The sequence below is a fragment of the Haloarcula vallismortis ATCC 29715 genome, from assembly GCF_000337775.1.
Classification (GTDB): Archaea; Halobacteriota; Halobacteria; order Halobacteriales; family Haloarculaceae; genus Haloarcula; species Haloarcula vallismortis.
This window is the reverse complement of sequence record NZ_AOLQ01000009.1, coordinates 41,711-65,330: the sequence shown is the minus strand read 5'-3', so window position 1 is coordinate 65,330 and position 23,620 is coordinate 41,711. Positions and strand designations below refer to the sequence as shown.

The following is a 23,620-nucleotide window of genomic DNA, read 5'->3' as shown; positions in this document are numbered from 1 at the left end:
CACTGTCCCGTCTGGTAGCCTGTTGCTACTATCTGTTATTCGGTAGTAGGCACTATCTACAATACCGTCACGGTGTCTCGACCCGACTTCCCACCCAGAGAAGGGTCCCGAACAGCGTCACGACAGTGAGCGGGAGGAGCCACTGGAACAGTGAGAGAAGCCCAGCGCTTGCCTGCACGCCGACCACGAGCAGGATGGTGGGGCCACAGCAGGCAACTCCGGAGAGCAGCCCCGGAAGCCCCGACACAGCCCCTGCACCCGGGCCGAGACGGCAGGCCGCTGGGCCGCGCCACGCGACAACGGAGACAGCGAGGTTGAGTCCGACCAGCGATGCCAGGACTGCCCCGAGAAGCATATTCAGCGGGGCGACGAGCAGTTCGACTTGGCCGACAACCACCAGTGCAATCGGTTCCCATTGGAACGGGCCGACCTGCCGGAACGCATGAATAAGCGGGTTACTGACGACAGACACCTCATAGCCGGCGGGGCCGAAACCAAGATGTCCGAGACCGGCGAGATACAGCAGGTAGTACGCCAGTCCGGACACACCCAGAGACGCCTGTCCGTCACGGCGGCTAAGCGCTCCGCTGACCGCAACCACGGTGTTCCGAACCAAGCGTTGGATGCTGGGGGCCACACCTACCCTGTCGGTCGGACTGTCAGCTGACATACGCGCTCTCCGGATAGAAGCCGGCCCAGGCGAACCACATTGCGTCGAAGGACAGCGCGCGGTCCATCGGGAGCGAGTCGGCATCGTATGCCGTCCCGCCGATCGTGTAGCCATCGTCCGACGCCGTGACTGACAGCGATTCTGGGTTCGCGTACGCGTATCCGGTTTCGAGGTCGGTATCAGCGACAGCGACGTACGGCGTGTCGTCGATACGGCCGGTCAGCACTCGCTGGCGCAGCAGTGCTTCCTTGTCAAATGCGAGCGCCCCGGTTTCCGTTCGGGTTCCAATGACGACAGCTTTCGGATGTGCGCGGCTGTCGCCGTGTAGCGGTTCGAACAGCGTCCGTGTACTCGAATAATAGCCGCGCTTCTCGTTGTACTGGCCGTACGGGTCAACGCCGTAGCGCCGCTGGAAGCCGGTGTCTTCGGTCAGAGCGGTCGTCTCCGGATAGGCGCTAGACCAGCGGTCCCACGTCGTCCAGGTGACCCGGAACTCTCGCAGTGACTCGTCAGTTAGCGGGCCTGTAATCGCTGTTGCCAGCATCTGCGGCCACCAGCTATCGGTGCCCCGGTCGTACATCGTCAGATTTGAGTTTACCAGCCGCCCGGAGACGCCGAACTCCACCGGGCCACGCTCAAACCCCTGCGCGGTGCCCGTCAGCGGGCAGTACGTCACAGCGACGGCGTCGCCAGCGATGGTGTCGTTGACGATTTCGTGGTGGACGAGTATGTACTGGGGGTAGGCTTTCGCCTCCCCGTCCCGGGCCACGCCGAATACCGGGTCGTCCGGAGCCAGTCCCTCTGGTGGCGTGTCGGCAAACGTTGGGTCGTCGATGGCTGGAATCCCATCTTTACGAACACCGCCGCTGACGATGTTCTCTTCGAGCGTCTCGATTTCGTAGTCCAGATGCAGCCGACTATCCGCTGTCGGTGGCTTTGACCCGTCATTCCGGTCGGTTACCGTCGACGCCGTGCTGGACCCAGCAGTAGAGCCGTCATTCCCAACACAGCCTGCGCTGCCGAGTGTCGCACCGGCGCCAACCGTAGCGACAAACCGTCGGCGGGAAAGCCCCATACTATGTGTGAAATCCCCACACACTAAATCTCGCGGTGAGGTGCCGGTAACTCCCCGTTCGGCCGCTTATCCGGGGGCTTCGGTGAACGGGGCGGCTGTCGGACCATCTAATCGACGAGGGTATCGACCAGCGACGAAACGTACGCCAGCTCGTCCTCGTTCACGCCGTGGCCCATCCCCTCGTAGATGCGTTCCTCCACGTCCCCGTTCAGCTGCTCGAAGACCGAGGCTGTGACGTGAACCCGCTCTTCGGGGATGTGCGGGTCGACATTGCTACAGCCCAGAAACACCGGCGTCTCCTCGAGGTCGCCCTCGTACTCGCTTTCATCGATGGACTCGCCGATGAGACCGCCACTGAGGGCCACAAGGCCGCCATAGCGCTGTGGGTTGCGAGCAACGAACTCGCTTGCCAGACAGGCCCCTTGAGAGAAGCCCAGCACGAGCATGTGAGCGGTCGGAATCCCGGCTTCCCCGGCGGTCGCGACAGCGTCGTCGATAGCCTGCAGTCCCGATGTTCGCCCGGGTTCGTTCCGATCAACCGGCGAAAGAAACGAGTTGGGATACCAGGTGTTCCGCGCGGCCTGTGGCGCGAGGAGAGCCAGTCCGTCCTGCTGGAACTCCGCCCCCATCTGGATGATACTTCGAGCCGTTGCACCCCGACCGTGGACCAGCACTGCCGCTGCGTTCGCCTCCGACAGCGCCGTTCCCGCGGTCACGAGCTGCTGCCCCTGATGCGGGCCGCTCATCGCTCTCCCCTCGGTCGTCGACCGCGTCCTGTCACGCCCGCGGAGTCGGTTCTCATTCCCGTTCGCCCGGCCGCCGCAGCCAGCCACCGTATCACGTGCATAGCATAGATAGCGCCCGAGGATACTTGACTTGGCACATCGGTCAGTCGGCCTAAATGTCCCGTATTCAGGTTCGCAGGCGGAGTTCGATGCCGTCGCCGTCGTGTACTGTGAGACCAGTATCGGTCTCGGAGACAGCGTAGTCGGACTGACGCAGGCGCTTCTGTGTCGCATGAAGAGTCGCTTCGTCGGGGAGTCGGATTTCAAACCATGCCAGCCCCTGCCCGCTGTGGGGTGTGGACCGCCGTTGCCAGACGTTGGCCCCGATGTGGTGGTGGTAGTCACCGGCCGCCAGGAACACCGCGCCGTCGTATGTGGCCCTGACGCGGAGTCCGAGTGCATCAGCGTAGAACGCCCGGGCCGTCTCCACTGACGAGACGTCCAGATGTACGTGTCCGATATCGGAGTCAACGGGCATCGACTGTTTGCCAGTCGCAGCAGCCGCGACTGCCTGCGTATCGAGAGGGTCCGTCACCATTTCGACGAGCCCCGACGGTGTCTCCTCCCACGACGCCCGCGGGAAGTCCCGGTAGATCTCGACGCCGTTCCCGGCTGGGTCCGACAGATACAGCGCCTCGCTGACACCGTGGTCCGATGCGCCGTCGAGTGTCCACTCCGAGTTGATACGCTGGAGTGCGTCTCCAAGCGCCGCTCGTGATGGAACGCGAAACGCGACGTGATACAGCCCAGTTGCTGATGCCTCTCTCGATGGTGCGTTTGGACGGTACTTCAGAACCAGAAGCTCCTGTCCATCCAAACCGAGTACCGTCCGGTCGCCGTCCGAGTTTAGCACGTGGAGGCCGACAACATCACGGTAGAAATCGACGGTCGACGATAACTCAGCCACAGTCAGGGCCACCCGACCGATTTCGGTGTCCGGTGGAAGGGTCGCTGGGTCCATGTTGAAAGGAGGCGTAGACAGCCCATAATTCTGGGTGCCGGCCGTCGGCCCCGTAGCACGTTTGCGGTGACTGTGTGCGACCTGATGCGGGCCGTCGTCAAACACATGAATGTTGCTACCATGTGCCATTGTCTTTAGAGAAATGGTAAAATTTAGTGTAAAATTCCTAGAATATACTCTGATCGAAGAATTATACATAGACTATTACGTATTACTGGCAGAGACGTGTGTTAACCCTCATCAGAGTAGTACTATAACCTTCGAGTTGTTACCTTGGGTTGACTATGAAAAAGCAGGAGCTCATCCACCTTCACGGCCTGCTTGCACAGGTACAGAACCACTACGAAGCTGAATCCGGGACAGAAGTGGACCACGACGAATACGAGGAGCTGGGTGTCAAGCCGACATCGATTCACAAGTCGAAAACTGACCACAAAGCCGCTGTCTTTGCGATTGCTGACGGTATTGCCTCCGAGATGGCTGACGAGGCCAAAGAGCCTGTTTCTGCCGCCGCGGACTAACGGTTCTCCCGTAGCTTCTACGCAGTTCTCCCGACGAGCACTGCGGTTAGCGACCGTATAACCGCTGTCGGAGATATATCAGAGTTACAATACGCCAGGCATGTAGCGCGGAAATGCTCCCATCGCTCGGGGGCCGAATTTACTCGTCGATTAATTCCTCGAACTCGGGTAAAACGTCGTCCGATTCGTCTCCGGACTGGTCTGATGGCAGGTCGTCGGCGTCGGTTGCCGGCTCCGAGGACGAAGACTCGTCTTCAGCCGCCTCATCAGATTCTTCCGGAATCTCCTCGATTTCGAGCACGTCGAGCGGGATGTTCTCGAGCCGCTGGCCGATTTCCTTGCGGGCGATTCGGGCGGCGTGTTCGTCCCGTTCGACGTTGAAGACAGTCATCTCCAGTTCGAGTGCGACGAGGCTCTCGTCAGCTGCGAGAAATGCGGGTTCCAGTGTCTCACCACAGTGTGGACAGTGCCGGTCTCCCATGTTGATCTCGACGTAGTTGAGGTCTGGGTTCAGCATCTCGCCCGTTTTCGAGATAGCGATGCGAACTGCCTCATCCGCAGATGCCACGTCGTACACTGGGACTGCGGCCTCGACAACAACTCGGCAATTCATGGTAGTATGTTTGTTTCCCAATATAATGAAGGTTAGCCCTGAACCAGTGTGTACCACACGCCACGGATATCAAGAGTCAGAAAGACCGAACGTACGGTCAAGCAATACACAGACCGGCACCCCAAAACATCACGACGGCGAAACGCAACCACGAATGGGGGGCCCTCAGTTGACAGGTCACTAACGCGTGACAGTACACTGGGAACGGAACTCGTAACGCCATTACCTCCGGGCCCGTATACTCGGACAATGGAACAGGGCGTCATTGATGTCGGGTCGCTGGCCGGCGGTATCGATTTGCAGGCAACTGTCGAGAGCGGGCAGTCCTACCTCTGGAACCGAGACGACGGCGACATGTACCAGCGCGACGGAGCGACCGGCGGCGGCGCGTGGTACTGGACGACGGTCCAGCGAAACGGGTCACCAGCGGTCATCCGTGTCCGGCAGCGAGATGGGGTTCTCGAATGGGAATCGACAGTCGACGCCGAGACGGACCTCAGACGACTCCTTCGGCTTGACGACGATCTCGGCGCAATTCGGGCGACGGCACCGGACGACGACGTAGTTCAGTCGGCATACGATACGTTCTGGGGGATGCGACTGGTACAGGACCCCCCGTTTGGATCCCTCATTTCGTTCATCTGCTCAGCCCAGATGCGCGTGGCCAGGATTCACAGTATGCAGCAGGCGCTCCGCGACGCGTTCGGCGAGGAGATCGAGTGTGGCGGGCGGACGTACAACGCCTATCCGACGCCAGCGGCGCTGGCCGAAACGACTGAAGGGCGACTCAGAGACCTCGGACTGGGCTATCGCGCACCATACGTCCAGCGTACCGCGGAGATGGTTGCAGCGGGAGAGGCCGACCCCGAGGAAGCCGTCGGTCTCGACTACGAAGACGCCAGAGAGTCCCTCACCCGCTTCGTTGGCGTCGGAGACAAGGTCGCTGACTGCGTGTTATTGTTCTCGCTTGACTACCTCGAAGCGGTCCCGCTCGACACCTGGATTCGGACGACCATCGAGGAGTATTACCCGGAGTGTGAGCGGGGGAACTACGCTGACACGTCGCGGGCCATCCGGGCCGCACTGGGTGGGGAGTACGCCGGCTACACGCAGACGTATCTGTTCCATTACCTCCGAACGGGCAGTAACGAGGAGTGAGACGCGGCACGGAAGGCGACAGTATAACGGAGTCCGCCGGCAAACCCTCGGCTATGGCTCGCACGCGAGCACACGTGTTCGTCTCCGGTCGTGTTCAGGGCGTCTACTACAGAGCGACCACGCGGGAGCGCGCACAGGACCAGGGTGTCGACGGCTGGGTCCGCAACCTCGACGGCGGCCGCGTCGAGGCGGTGTTCGAAGGCCCGGAAGCCGACGTGGACGCGATGGTTGATTTCTGCCACGACGGGAGCGAACGGGCGGACGTCACCGACGTGGAAGTCGAGTACGAGGAGCCAGAGGACATCGACGGTTTCGAGGTCCGCTGGTAGGCCGCCGTCCCGTAGAGTTACTTCACTGGCGGGCGAACCCGCGGCTATGCTCACCGGCTCCGAAATGGGAGTGGTCGACGAGAACGCCGCCGCGCTCGGCGTCCCGCGCAAACAGTTGATGGAGTCGTCCGGTCACGCCATCGCACAGGCGGTCCGTACCATCGCTGACCCCGGCGATCAGGTCACCATCGTCGCCGGACGGGGAAACAACGGCGGGGACGCGCTCGTCGCCGCCCGCTTTCTCGACGACTACGACCTCCGCGTCCTCCTGTTGGGCCGTCCGGGTGCTATCTCGACGACGATTGCCCGGGAGAACTGGGACGCTCTCAAGCACGCTGAATATCCGACGGAAACGGTCACAGACTCCACGGCGTTCGACCTCGGGAGTCCCGACGTGGTCATCGACGCGATGCTTGGCACGGGTATCGCCGGCGATCTCCGAGAACCGGAGGCGACGGCCGCCGAGGCGATGAACGAGAGCGACGCGACCGTTCTTTCTGTGGATGTCCCGTCCGGCCTCGACGCTGAAACGGGACGGCTGGCCGACAACGCCGTCGACGCCGACCACGTCGTCACGTTTCACGACAGCAAGCCCGGCCTGCCGGACCTCGATGTGCCGGTCACCGTCGCCGACATCGGCATCCCCGACGCGGCGGAGTTGTTCGTCGAGCGGGGCGACCTCACTCGCCTCGAACGGGACCCCGCGAGCCACAAGGGCGACAACGGCGAGGTGCTGGTCGTCGGCGGCGGCCCGTACACCGGTGCGCCGGCGCTCACGGCTCAGGCCGCGCTCAGAGGCGGGGCCGACCTCGTCCGTGTCGCCTGTCCGGCCGTCGTGGCACGGGAGATCCAGTCCTACAGCGAGAACCTCATCCTCAGACCGTTCGACGGCGACCACCTCGCGCCGCCCCACGTCGGCCGTCTGGCCGAACTGGCGGCGGAACACGACACGCTCGTCCTCGGACCGGGACTGGGCGACGCCGACGCGACCTTGGAGGCGGTCGGGGACCTGCTTGCCGGGTTCGAGGGGACAGCCGTTGTCGACGCTGACGCGTTGTCGGTGGTGCCAAACATCGAAACTGACGCCGAACTCGTCTGCACGCCACATCAGGGCGAACTTCTCGGTATGGGTGGTGAGACATCCGAGGACTGGCGGGAGCGGATGGGCCTCGTAGAATCGTTCGCATCGGAGATCGGCCAGACGCTGCTGGTGAAAGGCCCCTACGACATCGTCTCCGACGGCGAGCGGACCCGCGTCGGCCGGACGGGCAATCCGGGGATGACGGTCGGCGGAACCGGCGACGTGCTCGCGGGCGTGACGGGCGCGCTTGCCAGTGTTCAGGACCCGCTTGACGCGGCCGCAATCGCCGCCTACACCGTCAGCCGCGTCGGCGACCGCGTCGTCGACGAGCGCGGCTACGGACTGGTCGCGACAGACCTGCTAGACGAGATACCGAGCGTCCTGTGGCAGCGAGAGGCAGAACAGTAGCGTCCGTAGTCAGGCTGATGCACCGACCAGGTCCCCAGCTTTCGCCCGGGACTGTTCGATGATGGCCGGCCGCGCCTCGAACTCGATGACCACCTGGTCGCCGTAATCGACCGTCTCGACGCTGGCGTGGTCGTGAATCCACGAGACGAGACTCATCGTCTCGTCGGTCATCGGGAGCACGAGCCGTTCGCGTTCGTAGTCCGGTAGCTCGTGGTCGATGCGGTCCGCCAGGTCGTCGATGTTGAGCCCCTGCTTGGCGCTGACGGCGACAGGGTTCGGTGCCAGCGACGAGAGCGCGTCTCGCTTGCGCCGGACCTCCTCGTCGTCGACCATGTCGGTCTTGTTGAGGACGGTGACGATTGGCGCCTCGTTGCGCTCGTACAGCGTGTCGTGGCTCGTCACCAGCTTCTCCCGGATCTCCTCGACCGACTCGGAGACGTCGACGACGAGCAAGACGAGGTCGGCGTGGTACACCGACCCGAGCGTGGACTTGAACGATTCGACGAGCCAGTGTGGCAGGTCCTGAATAAATCCGACGGTGTCCGTGACCAGCACCTCGCGCTTGCCGACCGCAGCGCGGCGCGTGGTCGTCCCGAGCGTCGTGAACAGACGGTCCTCGCTCTCGGCCGTGGTGTCGAGGTCGGGGTGTAGGTCGTCGTTTTCGTCCACCTCGAGGTCGTCGGCGAGGCGGCGCAGAAGCGTCGACTTCCCGGCGTTGGTGTAGCCGGCCAGCGCGACGAGGTCAAACCCGGACTCCCGGCGCTGTTCCCGGCGGTGTCGCTCGGTCTCCTCGATGGATTCCAGTTCGTCCCGGATGTTGGCAATCTGCTTTTTGATGTCCTCTTCGCGGGACTCGTCGTACTCGCCCAGACCCATGAACCCCGGGCGCTCGTCGCGTTTGGCTAAGCTCGCCTTGGCCTCGGCGCGCGGGAGTTCATAGCGCAGCTCCGCGAGTTCGACCTGTAGCTGAGCCTTCCGTGTCTGGGCCCGTTGGCCGAAGATTTCGAGGATGAGCCGGAAGCGGTCGATGACGCGAACCCGTTCGGGGAGTTGGTTCCCGATGTTGTATGTCTGGTACGGACCGAGCTGATTGTCGAAAATAACGGCGGCGGCCCCTTCACGGGCGACCACGTTGCTCAGCCGTGTTACTTTCCCCTCGCCGAGGTGGTACGCTGGGTCCTCCGTTCTGGTCTGCGTCACCTCACCGACGACATCGTACCCGGCAGCCCGGGCGAGGTCCCGGATCTCTTCGGTGTCGGCGGTGCCACTGTCGACGCGCTTCGCGATGACCGCTCGTTCGGTGGTGTGTGTCGCCGTCACTCGTTACGGAGATACGGTGTCCGATTATTTAACCCCCCGGGCGGTTCACAGCAACGTCCAGTGAACCAGTGGTTCGGCGGCAAAACGGCAGATTCCGCGGGGTAACAGGGGTCGCTTGCTGCGATGGGAGCGCTTGCGATAGTCGGGTACAGCCACCGAGGCGGTGGCGTGCAATCCGGCCTATTCGAGGTCGAAGCGGTCAAGCGTCATGACCTTGCTCCACGTGTCCACGAAGTCATGGACGAGCTTCTCCTCCGCGTCGGCAGAGCCGTAGACCTCAGAAATCGCCCGCAGCCGGTCGTTCGAACCGAAGATGAGGTCGATGCGTGTGGCTTCCCACTTGACCTCGCCGGTGTCGCGGTCGAGACCCTTATAGACGTGTTCGGAGTCAGCTGCCGGCTCCCACTCCGTGCCCATGTCGAGTAGGTTCACGAAGAAGTCGTTTGTCAGCGTCTCCGGCTCGTCGGTGAAGACGCCGAGGTCGGTGTCCTGATAGGTCGCACCGATAGAGCGCATCCCGCCGATCAGGGCCGTCAGTTCTGACGCCGTCAGGTTCAGCAGGTCCGCGTTGTCGACCAGCACTTCCTCGGCCGGTCGCGTGATATCGTCCTGAATGTAGTTTCGCGCCCCGTCGACCTTCGGCTTCAGTGCGTCGAAGGAGGGGGCGTCGGTGTGTTCCGGCCCGGCGTCTACTCGTCCGGGCTCGAACGGAATCTCGACGTCGTAGCCGGCGTTCGCTGCTGCCTGCTCGACGGCCGCGTTGCCGCCCAGCACGATCAGGTCCGCAAGCGAGACCCGCGTCCCGTCGGAGCGCGAGTCGTTGAACGCCGCCTGAATGTTTTCGAGCGTCCCAAGGACGGCCTCTAGCTCTTCGGGCTCGTTGACCTCCCAGCTTTTCTGGGGTTCGAGCCGGAGGCGAGCGCCGTTAGCGCCGCCGCGCTTGTCGCTGTCGCGGTAGGTCGACGCTGACGCCCACGCGGTCTTGACGAGCTGAGAGATAGAGAGGTCCGAGTCGAGGATTTTGTCCTTCAGCTCGGCAATCTCCGCGTCCCCGATGAGGTCGTAGTCGGCGTCCGGGAGCGGGTCTTGCCACAGCATCTCCTCGTCAGGAACCTCAGGGCCGAGGAACCGCTCGGGCGGCCCCATGTCGCGGTGGGTCAGCTTGTACCAGGCCTTCGCGAAGTTCATCCCGAACTCCATCGGGTTCTCCTGGAAGGTTTCCATGACCTCTCGGTAGTCCGGGTCTCGCTTCAGCGCGATGTCCGTCGTGAGCATCATCGGCGTCTGCTTTTCGTCCGGGTCGTGGGCGTCCGGAACGCTGTTTTTCAGCTCCTCGCTCTTGGGTGCCCACTGCCACGCGCCGCCGGGGCCCTTCTCCGGCTCCCACTCGTAGTCAAGCAGGTTGTTGATATAGCCCATGTCCCATTCGGTCGGCGACTGGGTCCACGGCCCTTCGATACCGCTCGTGATCATCTCGCCGCCTTTGCTGCCATCGTTCTCCCAGCCGAGGCCCTGCTGCTCGATGGGGGCCGCTTCCGGCTCGGGGCCGAGGTTCTCCTCGGGGTCGTCAGCGCCGTGGACCTTTCCGAACGTGTGGCCGCCGGCGATGAGTGCAGCCGTCTCCTTGTCGTTCATCGCCATCCGGTCGAACGTCTGCCGGATGTTCTTCGCAGACGCTTCCGGGTCCGGGTTACCGTTTGGCCCTTCCGGATTCACGTAGATGAGACCCATCACAGAGGCACCGAGCCCTTCTTCGATTTCGCCGGGCTCGTCGAAGCGCTCCTGCGTCTCGAACTCGTCTTCTGGCCCCCAGTTGACAGCCTTGTCCTCCTCGAAAGCGTCCTCGCGACCGCCGGCGTAGCCGAACGTCTTGAATCCCATCGACTCGATGGCGACGTTCCCGGCGAGGATCATCAGGTCAGCCCATGAGATCTTTTGACCGTACTTCTGCTTGATCGGCAGAAGCAGCCGCCGCGCCTTATCGAGATTCGCGTTGTCCGGCCAGCTGTTGATCGGTGCAAAGCGCTGTCGACCGCCAGCCGCGCCGCCGCGGCCGTCGGCGGTCCGGTACGTCCCGGCGCTGTGCCAGGCCATACGGATGAACAGCGGGCCGTAGTGGCCGTAGTCGGCCGGCCACCAGTCCTGTGATGAGGTCATCAGCTCTTCGAGGTCCGACTTCACCGCTTCGAGATCGAGTTTCTGGAACTCTTCTGCATAATCAAAGTCAGCCTCCATCGGACCGACGTCCCGCGCGTTCTGGTCGAGAATCTCCAGATTCAGCTTGTTTGGCCACCAGTCCTGATTAGATTTCGGTCGCTTTGAATGCCCACCTGCGGCGCCGCTTGTATCGGAGTTCGGTGTTTCTGCCATCTTAACAGTAAGAAGGATTCGTCCCTCGGATACAAATCTTTGGATATGAGTAAAGAAATAGCATTGTGTCGAAAATAATCCCCTGAATTCTTTGGGATACCCTAGCAGGAACTAAGTTACTTCTTTCTGATACATTTAGATATGAGAGTTGGTACTAAACGGAGGAGCATAAAGGATTTATAAGCAGACGGTCAGGTACGCGGTATGGATGAGTTCGTACTCCAACTAGATGGGTTGGGCCTCCAGCAGATGGGCCTCGAATTCGGTGGCGGCGGCCTTATCGGTGGCATCATCGGATTCGCTGCCAAGAAGGTCGCAAAGCTCATCGCCGTCATCGTCGGCATTGAGCTAGCGCTGTTCAAGTTCCTCGAGACACGCGGGATTCTCGAGGTGAACTGGGACGCGATAGGTGGGACCGCACAGAACGCGACTGGCAGCGCCGGGAATGCGGCAGCGACACAACCGCCGTCGTGGGTCACCTCGCTGCTCTCTGCCCTACCGGTCAGCGCCGGTTTCACCGCCGGCTTTCTCGTCGGCTTCAAGAAGGGGTAACGCGACGCCGCGGCGTCAGCCGCGCGTACTGATGTCGTCTTCGTCTTTGATGATCTGTGTTTCTGCCTCGCCGCTCGTGTGTTCGTTCACCACGTCGTAGAAGTCGTTTTGCAGACCGGCAGGGAACGTCATAACGCCGACCCACGAACCGTCGGACTGCCACTCCTCACGTTCGAGGTCGCCGAACTGCCGTATCTGTGCCTGAGCACTCCCGGCGTAGTCAGCGGGGACCTGTACGGCGACAGTGACTTCGTCGAACCGGATTGGAATGACTGGCCGGAGTGCATCGAGAGCGTCATCGACCTGTGCCTCGACCGGCTCCATCGGATCAACCCTGAAATCAGTCTCTTCGAGCGCGGATTCGATGCGCTCCGGCGGGTGTGGCGCGTCGTCCATCTGCGGGTTGACCGCGTTGCGGGTGATCCGCTGGATGAGCTGTTTGTGCTTTTGTTCCTGCATCTCGCGGCGCTGGTCGGCCGTGATCTGAATCCCTCCCCGCTTGATGACCTCGGGGATGATAGCCATCGGCTCGGTGGTGTCAAACACCTCTTCGAGCATGTTCTCGGGCGGGCGGTCCCCCCGCGAGGCGTCCTCGAACACGTCCTCCGCTGCGATAACGTCTTCGAGGTCACCGTCGAAGTCATCGCGCTTTATCGCTAGCGCAGCGTCCGGATCCACCAGTACCTCGAACCGCTGACCGTGGGATTCGAGGCGCGCCGTCACCGCCTCGTCAAGCGATATCATACCCGTCGGTAGCAGTGGACCAGTTAAAGGCCTTACTGCGTGACGGAGAAAGTCCAATCGCCCGCGAGGGCCGTCGGAAGCGTTACTCTTCGGTGGCGTCTTCGCCTTCGTCGTCCGCGTCTTCACCGGTATCAAGCAGGTCAGCCTCCGCGAGGTGAGCCTCCTTCTCCTCGTCGGTCAGCTGGCCGAACGTCTCCGTTTCGACGTCGACCGTGGCCACGCCGATACCTTCCGGGGAGAGTTCGTCGTCGTTGACCGACGCGAGGGCGGCCAGCGCGAGGTCGACGCCGTCGTCGAGGTCCATCCCTTCGTCGTAATGCTCTTCGAGGTAGTCCCGGATATCGCCACGGTCGGCCCCGACAGCGAGGGCCTTCCACTCGTAGGGCGTCCCGGAGGGGTCGGTCTCGAACAGGCGCGGCTCGCCGTTGACGATGCCGCCGATGATGAGCGCGACGCCGAACGGGCGCGCACCGCCGACCTGCGTGTACTGCTGGATGTAGTCGGTGATTTCCTTGGTGAGCGTCTCGACACCGACCGGCTCGCCGTAGCGTAGCTGGTTCACCTGCGCCTGTCGACGGGCGAAGTCGATGAGCTGTCGGGCGTCGGCGACGTGACCGGCCGAGGCGATACCGATGTGGTCGTCGGCCTTGTGTATCTTCTCGACCGAGGAGCGCTCCATCAGCGGCGACCGGATGCGCTTGTCCACGGCGAGAACGACGCCGTCGCTCGTTCTGACGCCGATGCTTGCTGTGCCGCGTTTGACCGCTTCGCGGGCGTACTCGACCTGGTAGAGGCGTCCGTCCGGCGAGAAGATAGTGATCCCGCGGTCGTAGGCCTGCTGTTGATTTTGTCCCTGCATAGTTATCGGAAATCGAGTGCTGTCGCGCCGACAAACGCACCGTCGGAGGCCGCTTCGACATCGTAGCGCGGCGGCCGAACAGCAGCGCTCCGGTCTGCGTTCTCGAACACGACGTGTCTCTGTTCAGTGGCTTCCGGCGGCCCGCGTATATACTTTTCTTCACAGGCACGCACAGTGCCGCTAATCCCCCGGACACGGACCCGAATCTCGTCGTCATCGACGCTGTCAATGCAGGCCAGCGCCGCACGTGCTGAGTCCGTCTGACCGCGTCGCGTTCGGACGATGGCTTCGGCCGTGCCGTCGTAGTCGTGGAACTGGAGGACGGTCATATCCGTCTCGGCGCTGCCGGTGTCGCCAAGCAGGTTCTGGGCGGCGTACCACACCTCGCGCTGGAACGCCCGGCGGCCGAAGGAGGCGTTCGGCCACGTCTCGATGTCGACGGCGAGATAGCGCCATCGGGGGCGGAGGTGCTTCGGGAGGTGTTTCATGCGTGAGTGTTGGCGCGAAGGACAATGAGCGGTGTGGTGTGGCTACTGGCAGTCTTTGTGGTCAGCAGATCGATGGCGTAGCTACTCCCCGTTATCACTGACTTCGCCTGTGCCGTCCTCCAACCGAACGCCCGGTTCGATAACGGCGTCGCTCTGGCGTTCGCGGTTGCGCTCCACGACGCGGCCCCACTCTGCCAGTCCCTCGCGGACGGTGTCGGCGTCGAAGCCGACGGTCTCCCCGACTGCAGCGATATCCCGCGGTGCGCGAATCTGGAGATGATTAGTCGGCGACGCCGAGATGACAAACGGCGCGCCCGCATTCTCGACCAGTTCCCGGAGTTTCCGGAGTTCCTTGATAGCCCGGACGCGACTGCCGCCGGACGCCCGGAGCACCGGGCCGAAGTCGAACTCGACGCGGACACCGTTGTCGGCCGCCGCGTTCGCCAGCACGTGGTTGAAATCGCCGTCCTCACGCATCGGATGGGCGAGTACGTCGACGGTCGGTTGCTCGACCGCGAACCGGTTGATACGGCGGTCGCCGCCGTGGACGACGACGACCGTGCGGTCACTACGGTAGTTCCCGACAAACCCGCTCGCCCGCGAGGGGTCGTCGGCCCGGACCTCGACGCCCTCGGCCACGTCGACCCCGTACTCCTCAGCGACGGCGTCGGCGTCGTACTCTGCCTGTTCGTCGCCGTGGTTCCTGACGACGATGCCGTCATAGCCCGAGTCGGCGGCTGTCAGCGCGTGCCGGGCGACGGTGCTGTCGCCGTCGGGATGGGCGTAGACGGCCTCGTACATCACAACTCCTCTAAGAGTTCGCGGGCGTTTTCGACGGCCTTCTCCCGCTTTGCGGGATAGGCCTCGACTTTCGCCCGGAGCGTAATGCCGTCGCCGCGCTCGACATCCCCGCCGAACGCGGCCTGTTTGTCGAAGGTGAGAAAGAACGAGCAGTTGTCGTCGACCCGGTCGTCCAGTTCCGCACGCACCGCGTCGATGTCCGGCGCTGACGCGACCTGCGTGAGCACGTGACGGATGTCGTCGGCGTTCTCGACGCGAGCCGAGAGGACGATAATGCGGTCACCGTAGTGCCCCTCGCTTTTGGCGCGCTCGACAGGGTAATCCTCCGGGAGAAACGCCCGGAGCGCTTGCTTGACACGTTTGTCGTCCTCTGTCGCGTAACAGAAGGTCCGAAGGTCGACGTAGTGGAACGGAACCGACGACATCGAGGCCCTACTCGTCCTCAGCGGCTTCGAGGTTGTCCTCGGGGACGCCCTGCTCCTGTCCGTCCTCGAAGGAAACCGTGTAGTTGGCGTCGCCGAACATCGTCTCGACGACCTGCGTGATGGTGCCTTCCTCGCCGTCGTAGTCGCTGTGCTCATCGTGGAGAATAACGCTGTCGTCCTCTTCGAATGCCATACCCGGCGGTACTCGGTGGCTCGTCAAAAAGGGACTGATTCGGTGTCGAAGGCTTATAGGCACCTCGCGCCAACGGCTTGCCATGAGCAACACGGCAGGGGTCCCCGGATACTCGTCGCCCTCACGGCGGGCGCTCACACAGCGTTCGAACAGATGACGAGCGTCGACGACCTGTGGTTTCTCGCCGACGGCGCGTGTCAGACCGCCGAGCAGACGTATCACCGGCTCCGGGAGCAGTACAGCGGCTACGTCGAGTTCACGCGCCATCGGAACGTCCCGCGGAACCGATTCCGAGACGTGGCCACCGTCGCCCGGGACCACGGTGCGCCCTATGGCGCGCACGCCCTCACATACCGACCCACTGGCGAACTCCTGCTCGTCCGGCACGAAGGCGTCGATATGTGGGTTCTTCCCGGCGGTGAACTCGATGCCAGCGAATCATTTCAGGAGGCCGCACTGCGGGAGTTAGACGAAGAGAGCGGCATTGAAGCGACAATTGAGGGTCTGGCGATGCTCGGACGGGTCGAGTTCTACTGTGACGGCAACATGGCCTGGGGCGTTTTGCCGGTGTACGAAGCACAAGCGGAGACGACCGATATCGCCGTCAACGACCCGGACCACGAAATCAGCGAGGCCCGGTGGTTCGACGAACTGCCGGCCGATACGCGTGACCGTGAGGAGATTCTGCAGTGGCGCGGACAGCGGTTCGGCGGCAGGGCCTAAGCCGCCGGAATTGAGTGCGTTACTCCGGCCCGAACGACTGCCCCTCGCGAGCGTCGGCGTTCATCCGCCGGATGGTCGCACGGGCGTTGCTGGCGTCGTAGCCGAACAACACGGTCTCGGCGTACTCATCGGCCACTTCGACGGCCTTCGAGAGGTCGTCGACGTCTACGTCGACGGCGTACAGTTCGATGCTGAACGGCGTCGAAAGGCGATCCTGCCAGCCCTTTGCGAGAATCTCTAGCCAGTACGTCGTCGAGTAGGCCATGTCGTAGATGGGGACAACAAACTCGTCGACGTACGCGGCGATATCGTCGACCGCGACGCCCGAGCGGGCTTCGAGGTGGCCGGGGTAGGGGTCCGGATACAGCGTGAGATACATCTCACCGGGCACGCGCTCGCGGGCTTCCGCGACGAACTCCGTGATGACGTTACTGCGCCAGGCCGACCAGTCCTCGAACTCGCTGTCGGCGAAGCGCTGCTCGCAACGGTCGCAGTGGCAGTACTCGTCCCGAGGGAAACCAACATCGTCGAGGCGGACATCCTCGTTGACGGCCGCCGCCTCCTCGATGATGTCGAGTAGACCCTCCCGGTAGCGGTCGTGGGTCGGACAGACGTACGTCCAGTCGAAGTAGGGCTGGTTCCGTGTCGCCGGCGTCCCCTCGTCGTCGAACGCGAGCAGGTCTTCCTCGCTCTCGACCGCGTTATCTCCGAAACAGGATACCATGTTTACCGCGCCCGCAATCGGTTCGACAGCGCGGCCGGTTACGTCCTTGACCTCGTAGAACGCTCGGTCGAACTCGGACCACTCCGTCTCCTCCTCGTTACGGGTGACGACGCCGTACATACACGCTGGTACGGCCGTTCGTCGGGTAAGGGTTCGGAAAGTGACGGCGCTATTGCTGACAGCGCAGAAACCGGGAGAATACTGCCGGCCATCGGGATACCCCACCCGTGCGACGCCGTTGAGGACCAGTGGGAAGGGCGGCCGGTAGTAGATTCAGCTAGCGATACAGCCTATTCGAACAGCTTTACCGCTTGACGACGTACACGAGGGCAAGCGCAGCGACCGCGACGAAGGCGATGACTTTCTTTGACATCGTTTCAATAGACGAACACCGGTTATAAAGAACTATCGCCGTGCTAATCGTCGGCACGCCCTCCTGTTCCAGAGTCGCTATCGGCGTCAGGGCCGGGAACATCAGCCTTGTCGTGGGTACCGACGGGTGGCCGGTTTACTTCCGCCGCTGGCGAGTCTTCGATGGCAGTCCGGTCGTCGGCATCGGCTTCTATCGATTCCATCTCGCCGTCTTCCCGCGCGTCCTGATCGATGCGCATCGAGCAGAACTCCGTGCCACACATCGAACAAAAGCGTGCCTCTTTGTAGTTGTCGCCAGGGAGCGTCTGGTCGTGGTACTCGCGGGCGCGCTCGGGGTCCAGCGCCAGGTCGAACTGTTCGCGCCAGTCGAAGGCGTATCGGGCTTCCGAGAGGGCGTCGTCCCAGTCCCGTGCCCCCTCGCGCCCGTTTGCCACGTCGGCGGCGTGAGCGGCGATGCGGTAGGCCGCGAGCCCGTCCCGCACGTCGGATTGCTCCGGGAGACCGAGGTGCTCTTTGGGAGTCACGTAACAGAGCATCGCCGCGCCGGCACGACCCGCCTCCGTCGCGCCGATGGCGCTCGTGATGTGGTCATAGCCCGGCGCAACGTCGGTCACGAGCGGACCGAGGACGTAGAACGGCGCGCCGTCACAGACCTCCTGCTGTCGTTCGACCTGCGCGGCGACCTGATCCATCGGAACATGACCTGGGCCTTCGACCATCACCTGTACGTCGTGGTCCCGTGCGGTTCGCGTGAGTTCCCCGAGCGTGTCCAGTTCGGCGAACTGCGCGTCGTCGCCGGCGTCGGCAAGACAGCCCGGCCGAAGGCCGTCACCGAGGCTGAAGGTCACGTCGTACTCGCGGAATATCTCGCAGATCTCCTCGAATGTTGCGTACAGTGGGTTTTCCATTCCGTTTTCCTCCATCCACTGTGCGAGAATGGAACCGCCACGGGAGACGATACCCGTCTTCCGGCCGTCGGTCAGCGGCAGGTGTTCCATCCGGACACCGGCGTGGATGGTCATGTAATCGACGCCCTGTTTCGCCTGCTTCTCGATGACATCCAGCAGTAGTTCGTGCGTAATCTCGCTCGCATCACCGGCGCGCTTGACCGCTTCGTAGATGGGGACCGTTCCGATTGGGACCGGCGAATGTTCGACGTTGGCCGACCGAATTTCGTCGAGATTGCTCCCTGTCGAGAGGTCCATCACTGTGTCTGCGCCGTAGTGGACGGCAGTGTGGAGCTTCTCCAGTTCGCCCTCGATGTCGCTGGTCTCCTCGCTGTTGCCGATGTTCGCGTTGACCTTCGTCGCAAACTCCCGGCCGATAATCATCGGGTCGAGTGCGTCGTGACCGACGTTTGCGGGAATCACCGCCTGTCCGTCGGCGACTTGCTGCCGGACGAATTCGGGCGCGACGCTCTCGCGCTCGGCGATCCGCTCCATCTCTTTGGTGACGGTCCCGTTCCGGGCCGCTGCTAGCTGCGTCATAACCACTAGGTTATACTACTTGGTTATAAATCACGGTGTTCGGTCGTGGTAAAGAAGCCCTGTCAATACTGGGACCGACCCCAACACCGATGTACGCGAACGGAGAATAGGCGAACAATGGCCCGCCGGACCCGCCGCGCAGTACTCACAGCGCTGGGGAGCGGTATCGCTGCGACAGCAGGCTGTGGGGCGTTCGGTCGGGAGCGAGTGGACGTGCTGGTCGCGGGGAGTCTACAAAAGGCGGCCAGCGAGACGCTACAAACCCAAACAGACGTTGATGTCGCTGTCGAAGCCCGCGGCTCTGTGCAGGCCGCGCGATTGGTCGCCGACGGGAAGCGCGACCCGGCTATCGTCGCGCTGGCGGATCCGACCCTGTTCGACCGGGTCATGGACACCGCCTGGCACGCTGTGGTCGCCAGCAACGAGATGGTGCTGGCATACAACCCGGAGACCGACGGCGGAGCACGCGTCGCGGAGGCGGACCCGTGGTACGCCCCGCTCCGTGGGGGCAGCGTCTCACTGGGCCGGACCGACCCGACGCTCGACCCGCTTGGCTACCGGACGCTGTTCGTGCTGGCCCTCGCAGCGGACTACTACGACGAACCCGGTCTGGCTGATGCGGTTCTCTCGCCGGACCAGACATACCCCGAGACGCAACTGCTCGCGCAGTTCGAAACGGGGGCCGTCGACGCCGCGTTCGTCTACCGGAGCATGGCTATCGAGCGGGACTACCCCTTCCGAGAGTTTCCGCCAGAGATACACCTTGGCGACCCCGCGCACGCGGAACAGTACCAGTCCACCAGCTATGCACTGCCAAACGGCGCGGCAATCACTGGCAGCCCAATCGAGTACGGAGCCGTCCGCCGTGATGAGCAAGAAGCGACACGTACAGCCTTCGAGGCAGTCCTGTCCGGTGACTGGCTCGCATCACACGGATTTACCCTCCGCCAGACGTATCCTCGACTAATGGGAGATGTCCCGAGTACTGTCACGCGGTGAAACCAGCGCCGGACACACGGTCGGCGTTCGCGAGCTCGTCCCTGTACTGGGAGCGGTGCTGCTCCTGTATTTCGTCGTTCCGGTAGCGGTGCTCGTGCTCACGTACTCCCCGGCGGCGCTGCTGACGAGCCTGACCGAGGCGTACGTTATCAACGCCGCGATCACCTCCCTTGTCGCCGCGCTCGGCAGTACCACCATCGCCGTCGCGTTCGGCCTGCCCCTGGCCTACTGGCTCTCGAAGAACACCGGCGCGCTCGCGACCGCCGCGCTGGGAGCCGTCGTTTTGCCGCTCGTCCTCCCGCCGGTCGTCAGCGGGATGTTACTGTTGACCGTCGTCGGCCCGAACGGCCTCGGCGGCCTCACCGATCTGGCGCTGACGCGGTCGCTGCTGGGCGTCATCGCCGCTCAGACGTTCGTGGCGTCGCCGTTTTTCGTCGTCACCGCCAAGGCCGCCTTCGACGGCATCGACGACCACCTCGAAGAGGCCTCGCGGTCGCTGGGTCGCGACTGGGTCGGAACGATGCGCTCGGTGACGGTTCCGCTGGCCAAGCCCGGCCTGCTCGCCGGCCTCGTGCTGACCTTCGCCCGCGCGATGGGCGAGTTTGGCGCGACGATGATGCTGGCGTACTACCCGCGGACGCTCCCCGTCCAGATATGGGCCTCGTTCATCTCGGACGGGCTGGACGCGGCACTGCCCGTGGCGGTGGTATTGCTGAGTGTCGCGCTCGGCACGTTGCTGGTGGTACACGGACTGCGGGCGACGCCGTGGCGGTAACGGTCGGTGTCAGAGAAGAGTACTACGACCGCTCGTGCGCCCAGAACTCCTCGTCGACGGTGACCTCTTTCTTGAACAGCGGGACCTCCTCCTTGAGACGGTTAATGCCGTCTTCGACGGCGCGGAACGCCTCGCCCCGGTGCCCGGCCAGAATAACGACGAAGACGATATCCTCGCCAGCGTCGACCACGCCGGTCTTGTGGTGCAGGCGGACCGCGTAGACGCCGTCCCGGGCTTCGAGGTCCCGCCGAAGCGCGGCCATCTTCTCGGCGGCGACCTCGTCGTAGCGCTCGAACTCTAGCAGTTCCGTCGGCGGGTCCTCCGGCCCCTCCTGTGCGCGGACGCGCCCGGTGAAGGTCGCGATTGCGCCGGAGTAGACTTCGTCCGGGTCCCGTTTGATGTCCGCTACAAGCGTCTCCAGCGTGATGTAGGGGTCCCGTTCCTCCAGCGCTGTGACGATATTGTCGAGGTCGGCATCCGCGCCGTGGGGCGCGCGGTGGAGGACTGGGTCGGCAACCTCGCGGTCGCCGAGGACGACTTTCGGAATGGACGCGTCTGAATATCCCTCGACGAGTGCGTAGTCGTAGTCGGGCGCGAGGGCATCAAGCGTCTCATCGAGCGTCCGCGACTGCCCCGTCGCGTACCACTCGCCGTCGTCGGTAAGCGCGACCGTCTCGGCCGCACCGGCGTCCCGGTGCCGAGCCGTGTCCTTCCCGTCCGTGTCCACGTCTGGCGCATGCGTGCAGTGTTTGACCGTCGCGACACGTCCGGACCCGGAGAGTCGCTGTGTCAGTCGCTCGACCAGCGTGGTCTTCCCCGTCTCGGAGTGGCCGACGATACCGAGGACTTGCATGCACACCAGTAGCAGGGCGACGTAGATAGACCTTTTTCATGGCAGCGGCGAATCTGCTTCCGATGGCCCAGCCTCAGCGGTCGACAGTCTTCTCGACCACGCGGATATCCTGAATTTCCGTCGTGGGATACTCGCCGTCTTCGTCCTTTTCGTTTGCCTTCACCATGTCCCAGACGACGTTGAGGCCAGTCGTCACGCCTTCCAGGGCCTCCATCTCGCAGCCGGTCTTGCCGACCGTTTCGACCGCGACCGTTATTTCGACGGCCTTGTCGCCGACCACGAACTCGACTTCGACGTTAGTGATAGGAATCTGATGGCACATCGGTACCGTCTCCCAGGTGTGTTTGACCGCCTGAATCGCGCCGATTCGGGCCGTCGTCAGCACGTCGCCTTTCTCCACCTCGTCGGCGTCGATAGCCGCCAGCGTGGACTCGGTGAGGCGAATCTGTCCACGTGCGACCGCGCGGCGCTGGCTCTCGGCCTTGTCTCCCACATCGACCATCTGCGCGTCCCCATCCTCATCGACGTGCGTGAACTCCTCGGGCATGGTCAATCGTAGCTGACGCTGGCCCAAAACCGTGCGGGTCCGGATTATCGGCGGACGAGACCCAGCAGGTGGCCCACCGCCGGCGCGACCAGTTTCTCAGCGCCAGTCCGGGCGGCGTTCTCGCTCCCGGGTAGACAGAACACCAGACGGTCGTCAACGACGCCGGCGGTCGCGCGCGAGGCCATCGCCATCGGCCCGACTTCCTCGTAGGAAAGCCAGCGGAACAGTTCGCCGAAGCCGGGGACCGGCCGGTCGAACAGCGGTTCGATAGCGTCGACAGTCACGTCGTCGGGCGTGAGGCCGGTCCCGCCGGTCGTCAGGACCACGTCGACGCCGTCATCGAGCAACGCGGCGACGGCGTCCTCGATAGCGTCCATCTCGTCAGCCACGAGGCGGCGCTCGGCGATTCTGTGCCCCGCGTCTTCGCAAGCCTCGGCGATGATATCGCCGGCCGGATCGTCGTCTAGCGTTCGTGAGGACGAAACCGTGAGAACACCAATGCCGACCCCTTCGGCGTCGTGGGCGTGATGGTCGTCGGTAGTGTGTTCCCCGTGGCTGTGGTCGTGGTCATGTTCCGCGCGGTCGTGGCTGTGCTCACCGTCTTCGTGCTCATCGTGATTGTGGCCCACCTCGCTGTCGCTGGCTCTCTCATCGTGTTCGTGTCCCATACAGGGGATGACAGTCGGCGGAAAAATATACCCTCGGCTGTGTGGCAGACAGTCGCGCTAACTCTGGCAGCAGGCCGGGGCAGGTGCCAGTCGACAGAAGCGGTGCTTATTCGTAGTAGGGGAGACGCTCGACAATCTCAGCGAAGGCCACGTTCTCGCGGACCTGATTCATCTCGACACGGAGGCGCTCTCCCACATCGGCGTCGGAGACGATGACGACGTACCCGCCGTCGATACGTGCGACGCCGTCGCCCTTATCGCCGATATTGTCGATCTCGACGACACGCGTTTCACCCTCAGCAACGGGCGGGGACGACGGTGCGAACTCCGGGTCCCTGCTCCGCCCGTCAGACCGGGAATCGGACTGGGTCTCAGACGTGGGTTCTGAATTGGATCGAGGCTCGGGCTCCGATTGCGAGTTGGACCCGGGCTCAGGACTGGATTGAGACGATGACTGCGGTGTGGGTGCCTCAGCCGCCGACTGGAACAGCGCGATCCGGTACAGCGTCTCGATGTCCAGCGTTCCCAGTTCGAGTTCCTGCTTCGGAATCTCGATCACGTACGAGTCGTCCTGCTCCTCAACAAGTCCGGTAAAGAGACAGTGAAGATTTGAATCGGTCGCCATTAGTATAATTGGTTCGGCTAGGAGCGGAACTGCATTGATTCTGGTGTTTTCGATCCGCCGAGCCGACCGCTGCTGGGAGAGTGACAGACAGGCTGTACGCGCCTGCTATCGGGCGAGCCGTCGGGCAGCGACGGGGTTACTCGAACTCGAACAGCTGACGGAGTTCGCGCTCGATGGCGTCAGTGAACGCCGACAGCACTGTGTCGAACGTCGCTTCGTCGCCCGGCAGGGACTGCGCACGCGCCGCGGTGTCGTCAGGCAGTCGGATGCTGAACGTTCCGTCCCCCTCGTATATCGGCTCGCTCTCGCTGAGGATCTGGCGGTCGATTCCCCGAAGGACCGCAGAATCGTACTGGCCGTGCAGCTCCTGATACGCGTTCGAGTACGCCGTTTCGAGCTCCTCGAAGTAATGGACGTACTTCTCGTCGAACTTCTCGGCGTCGAATTCGGTCATGGATGTAGTGTCGCCGGGGGCGAGGGGAAAGGGTTCCGTG

28 protein-coding genes are annotated in these 23,620 nt (G+C 63.3%); 8 read left to right on the top strand and 20 right to left on the bottom strand.

All coding sequences use genetic code 11. The features are described from left to right. Nucleotides 1–67 precede the first annotated feature (67 nt). The 4 genes from C437_RS03600 to C437_RS03585 form a co-directional block, all read right to left on the bottom strand. The gene (locus C437_RS03600; RefSeq protein ID WP_049919589.1) at nucleotides 68–670 is read right to left on the bottom strand and encodes a hypothetical protein; all 603 of its coding nucleotides are present in this window, start codon (nucleotides 668–670) and stop codon (nucleotides 68–70) included. Beyond that, complete coding sequence (locus C437_RS03595; protein WP_004515516.1) at nucleotides 660–1,745, bottom strand: DUF3179 domain-containing protein; 1,086 nt, start codon at nucleotides 1,743–1,745, stop codon at nucleotides 660–662. The genes C437_RS03600 and C437_RS03595 overlap by 11 nt, the downstream gene beginning before the upstream one ends. A gap of 107 nt (nucleotides 1,746–1,852) precedes the next feature. Further along, nucleotides 1,853–2,491, bottom strand: coding sequence for an alpha/beta hydrolase (locus C437_RS03590; protein WP_004515515.1), 639 nt, complete (start codon nucleotides 2,489–2,491; stop codon nucleotides 1,853–1,855). A 166-nt stretch (nucleotides 2,492–2,657) separates the two neighbouring features. Further along, nucleotides 2,658–3,491, bottom strand: coding sequence for a VOC family protein (locus tag C437_RS03585; protein WP_004515514.1), 834 nt, complete (start codon nucleotides 3,489–3,491; stop codon nucleotides 2,658–2,660). A 284-nt stretch (nucleotides 3,492–3,775) separates the two neighbouring features. Here C437_RS03585 and C437_RS03580 point away from each other — a divergent pair, with 284 nt between their 5' ends. Beyond that, a complete protein-coding gene (locus C437_RS03580; protein ID WP_004515513.1) occupies nucleotides 3,776–4,012 on the top strand; it encodes a UPF0058 family protein in 237 nt (78 codons plus the stop codon). Between the two features lie 139 nt (nucleotides 4,013–4,151). Here C437_RS03580 and C437_RS03575 read toward each other — a convergent pair whose 3' ends face one another. Continuing rightward, entirely contained in the window at nucleotides 4,152–4,625 is a 474-nt protein-coding gene (locus C437_RS03575; protein WP_004515512.1) for a DUF555 domain-containing protein, read from the bottom strand. A gap of 249 nt (nucleotides 4,626–4,874) precedes the next feature. Between C437_RS03575 and C437_RS03570 the strand changes: the two genes are divergently transcribed. Genes C437_RS03570 through C437_RS03560 form a run of 3 tightly spaced genes read left to right on the top strand, consistent with a single transcriptional unit; the run spans nucleotide 4,875 to nucleotide 7,601 of the window. Beyond that, nucleotides 4,875–5,783, top strand: a complete 909-nt coding sequence (locus tag C437_RS03570; RefSeq protein WP_004515511.1) for a DNA-3-methyladenine glycosylase family protein — start codon at nucleotides 4,875–4,877, stop codon at nucleotides 5,781–5,783. A 53-nt stretch (nucleotides 5,784–5,836) separates the two neighbouring features. Beyond that, complete coding sequence (locus C437_RS03565) at nucleotides 5,837–6,112, top strand: acylphosphatase (protein ID WP_049919587.1); 276 nt, start codon at nucleotides 5,837–5,839, stop codon at nucleotides 6,110–6,112. 46 nt (nucleotides 6,113–6,158) lie between these two features. After that, nucleotides 6,159–7,601: a bifunctional ADP-dependent NAD(P)H-hydrate dehydratase/NAD(P)H-hydrate epimerase gene (locus C437_RS03560; RefSeq protein ID WP_004515509.1), complete on the top strand. Its 1,443-nt coding sequence runs from the start codon at nucleotides 6,159–6,161 to the stop codon at nucleotides 7,599–7,601. A 9-nt stretch (nucleotides 7,602–7,610) separates the two neighbouring features. On the opposite strand, the gene hflX is transcribed toward C437_RS03560, so the two are convergent. Both hflX and katG read right to left on the bottom strand, forming a co-directional pair. Beyond that, on the bottom strand, nucleotides 7,611–8,921 hold the full coding sequence (gene hflX, locus C437_RS03555) for a GTPase HflX (RefSeq protein WP_004515508.1): 1,311 nt from the start codon (nucleotides 8,919–8,921) through the stop codon (nucleotides 7,611–7,613). A 180-nt stretch (nucleotides 8,922–9,101) separates the two neighbouring features. Then, a complete protein-coding gene (gene katG / locus C437_RS03550) occupies nucleotides 9,102–11,291 on the bottom strand; it encodes a catalase/peroxidase HPI (protein ID WP_004515507.1) in 2,190 nt (729 codons plus the stop codon). Nucleotides 11,292–11,495: 204 nt separating this feature from the next. Between katG and C437_RS03545 the strand changes: the two genes are divergently transcribed. Next, entirely contained in the window at nucleotides 11,496–11,843 is a 348-nt protein-coding gene (locus C437_RS03545; protein WP_004515506.1) for an FUN14 domain-containing protein, read from the top strand. A 15-nt stretch (nucleotides 11,844–11,858) separates the two neighbouring features. On the opposite strand, the gene C437_RS03540 is transcribed toward C437_RS03545, so the two are convergent. From C437_RS03540 to C437_RS03515, 6 genes are all read right to left on the bottom strand, one after another. Further along, the gene (locus C437_RS03540; RefSeq protein ID WP_004515505.1) at nucleotides 11,859–12,587 is read right to left on the bottom strand and encodes a ribosome assembly factor SBDS; all 729 of its coding nucleotides are present in this window, start codon (nucleotides 12,585–12,587) and stop codon (nucleotides 11,859–11,861) included. 82 nt (nucleotides 12,588–12,669) lie between these two features. Continuing rightward, nucleotides 12,670–13,446 carry an archaeal proteasome endopeptidase complex subunit alpha gene (psmA, locus tag C437_RS03535; RefSeq protein WP_004515504.1) on the bottom strand — a complete coding sequence of 259 codons (777 nt, stop codon included), beginning with the start codon at nucleotides 13,444–13,446 and terminating at the stop codon, nucleotides 12,670–12,672. Nucleotides 13,447–13,448: 2 nt separating this feature from the next. After that, on the bottom strand, nucleotides 13,449–13,934 hold the full coding sequence (locus tag C437_RS03530; protein ID WP_004515503.1) for an Rpp14/Pop5 family protein: 486 nt from the start codon (nucleotides 13,932–13,934) through the stop codon (nucleotides 13,449–13,451). Nucleotides 13,935–14,015: 81 nt separating this feature from the next. Beyond that, nucleotides 14,016–14,735 (bottom strand): RNase P subunit p30 family protein, encoded by a 720-nt coding sequence (locus C437_RS03525; RefSeq protein ID WP_004515502.1) that lies wholly within the window; start codon nucleotides 14,733–14,735, stop codon nucleotides 14,016–14,018. After that, the gene (locus C437_RS03520) at nucleotides 14,735–15,160 is read right to left on the bottom strand and encodes an RNA-binding protein (protein WP_004515501.1); all 426 of its coding nucleotides are present in this window, start codon (nucleotides 15,158–15,160) and stop codon (nucleotides 14,735–14,737) included. The genes C437_RS03525 and C437_RS03520 overlap by 1 nt, the downstream gene beginning before the upstream one ends. A 7-nt stretch (nucleotides 15,161–15,167) precedes the next feature. Next, nucleotides 15,168–15,353, bottom strand: coding sequence for a hypothetical protein (locus tag C437_RS03515; RefSeq protein WP_004515500.1), 186 nt, complete (start codon nucleotides 15,351–15,353; stop codon nucleotides 15,168–15,170). A 153-nt stretch (nucleotides 15,354–15,506) separates the two neighbouring features. Here C437_RS03515 and C437_RS03510 point away from each other — a divergent pair, with 153 nt between their 5' ends. Beyond that, nucleotides 15,507–16,076, top strand: coding sequence for an NUDIX hydrolase (locus C437_RS03510; RefSeq protein WP_004515499.1), 570 nt, complete (start codon nucleotides 15,507–15,509; stop codon nucleotides 16,074–16,076). 19 nt (nucleotides 16,077–16,095) lie between these two features. On the opposite strand, the gene C437_RS03505 is transcribed toward C437_RS03510, so the two are convergent. Together C437_RS03505 and thiC are read right to left on the bottom strand one after the other, a co-directional pair. Beyond that, nucleotides 16,096–16,920, bottom strand: a complete 825-nt coding sequence (locus tag C437_RS03505) for a hypothetical protein (RefSeq protein WP_004515498.1) — start codon at nucleotides 16,918–16,920, stop codon at nucleotides 16,096–16,098. Between the two features lie 296 nt (nucleotides 16,921–17,216). Further along, the gene (gene thiC, locus C437_RS03500) at nucleotides 17,217–18,659 is read right to left on the bottom strand and encodes a phosphomethylpyrimidine synthase ThiC (protein WP_004515497.1); all 1,443 of its coding nucleotides are present in this window, start codon (nucleotides 18,657–18,659) and stop codon (nucleotides 17,217–17,219) included. 117 nt (nucleotides 18,660–18,776) lie between these two features. Here thiC and C437_RS03495 point away from each other — a divergent pair, with 117 nt between their 5' ends. Both C437_RS03495 and C437_RS03490 read left to right on the top strand, forming a co-directional pair. Next, nucleotides 18,777–19,658 (top strand): extracellular solute-binding protein, encoded by an 882-nt coding sequence (locus tag C437_RS03495; RefSeq protein WP_004515496.1) that lies wholly within the window; start codon nucleotides 18,777–18,779, stop codon nucleotides 19,656–19,658. Continuing rightward, nucleotides 19,633–20,433, top strand: coding sequence for an ABC transporter permease (locus C437_RS03490; RefSeq protein WP_004515495.1), 801 nt, complete (start codon nucleotides 19,633–19,635; stop codon nucleotides 20,431–20,433). The genes C437_RS03495 and C437_RS03490 overlap by 26 nt, the downstream gene beginning before the upstream one ends. A 22-nt stretch (nucleotides 20,434–20,455) precedes the next feature. Here C437_RS03490 and C437_RS03485 read toward each other — a convergent pair whose 3' ends face one another. The 5 genes from C437_RS03485 to C437_RS03465 form a co-directional block, all read right to left on the bottom strand. Continuing rightward, complete coding sequence (locus C437_RS03485; RefSeq protein WP_004515494.1) at nucleotides 20,456–21,286, bottom strand: molybdopterin synthase; 831 nt, start codon at nucleotides 21,284–21,286, stop codon at nucleotides 20,456–20,458. A gap of 73 nt (nucleotides 21,287–21,359) precedes the next feature. Continuing rightward, complete coding sequence (gene moaC, locus C437_RS03480) at nucleotides 21,360–21,833, bottom strand: cyclic pyranopterin monophosphate synthase MoaC (RefSeq protein ID WP_004515493.1); 474 nt, start codon at nucleotides 21,831–21,833, stop codon at nucleotides 21,360–21,362. A gap of 44 nt (nucleotides 21,834–21,877) precedes the next feature. Beyond that, a complete protein-coding gene (locus tag C437_RS03475; RefSeq protein WP_004515492.1) occupies nucleotides 21,878–22,501 on the bottom strand; it encodes a MogA/MoaB family molybdenum cofactor biosynthesis protein in 624 nt (207 codons plus the stop codon). A 106-nt stretch (nucleotides 22,502–22,607) separates the two neighbouring features. Beyond that, entirely contained in the window at nucleotides 22,608–23,126 is a 519-nt protein-coding gene (locus tag C437_RS03470; RefSeq protein WP_004515491.1) for a TRAM domain-containing protein, read from the bottom strand. A 136-nt stretch (nucleotides 23,127–23,262) separates the two neighbouring features. Further along, on the bottom strand, nucleotides 23,263–23,580 hold the full coding sequence (locus tag C437_RS03465; protein WP_004515490.1) for a DUF5783 family protein: 318 nt from the start codon (nucleotides 23,578–23,580) through the stop codon (nucleotides 23,263–23,265). Nucleotides 23,581–23,620: the final 40 nt, after the last annotated feature.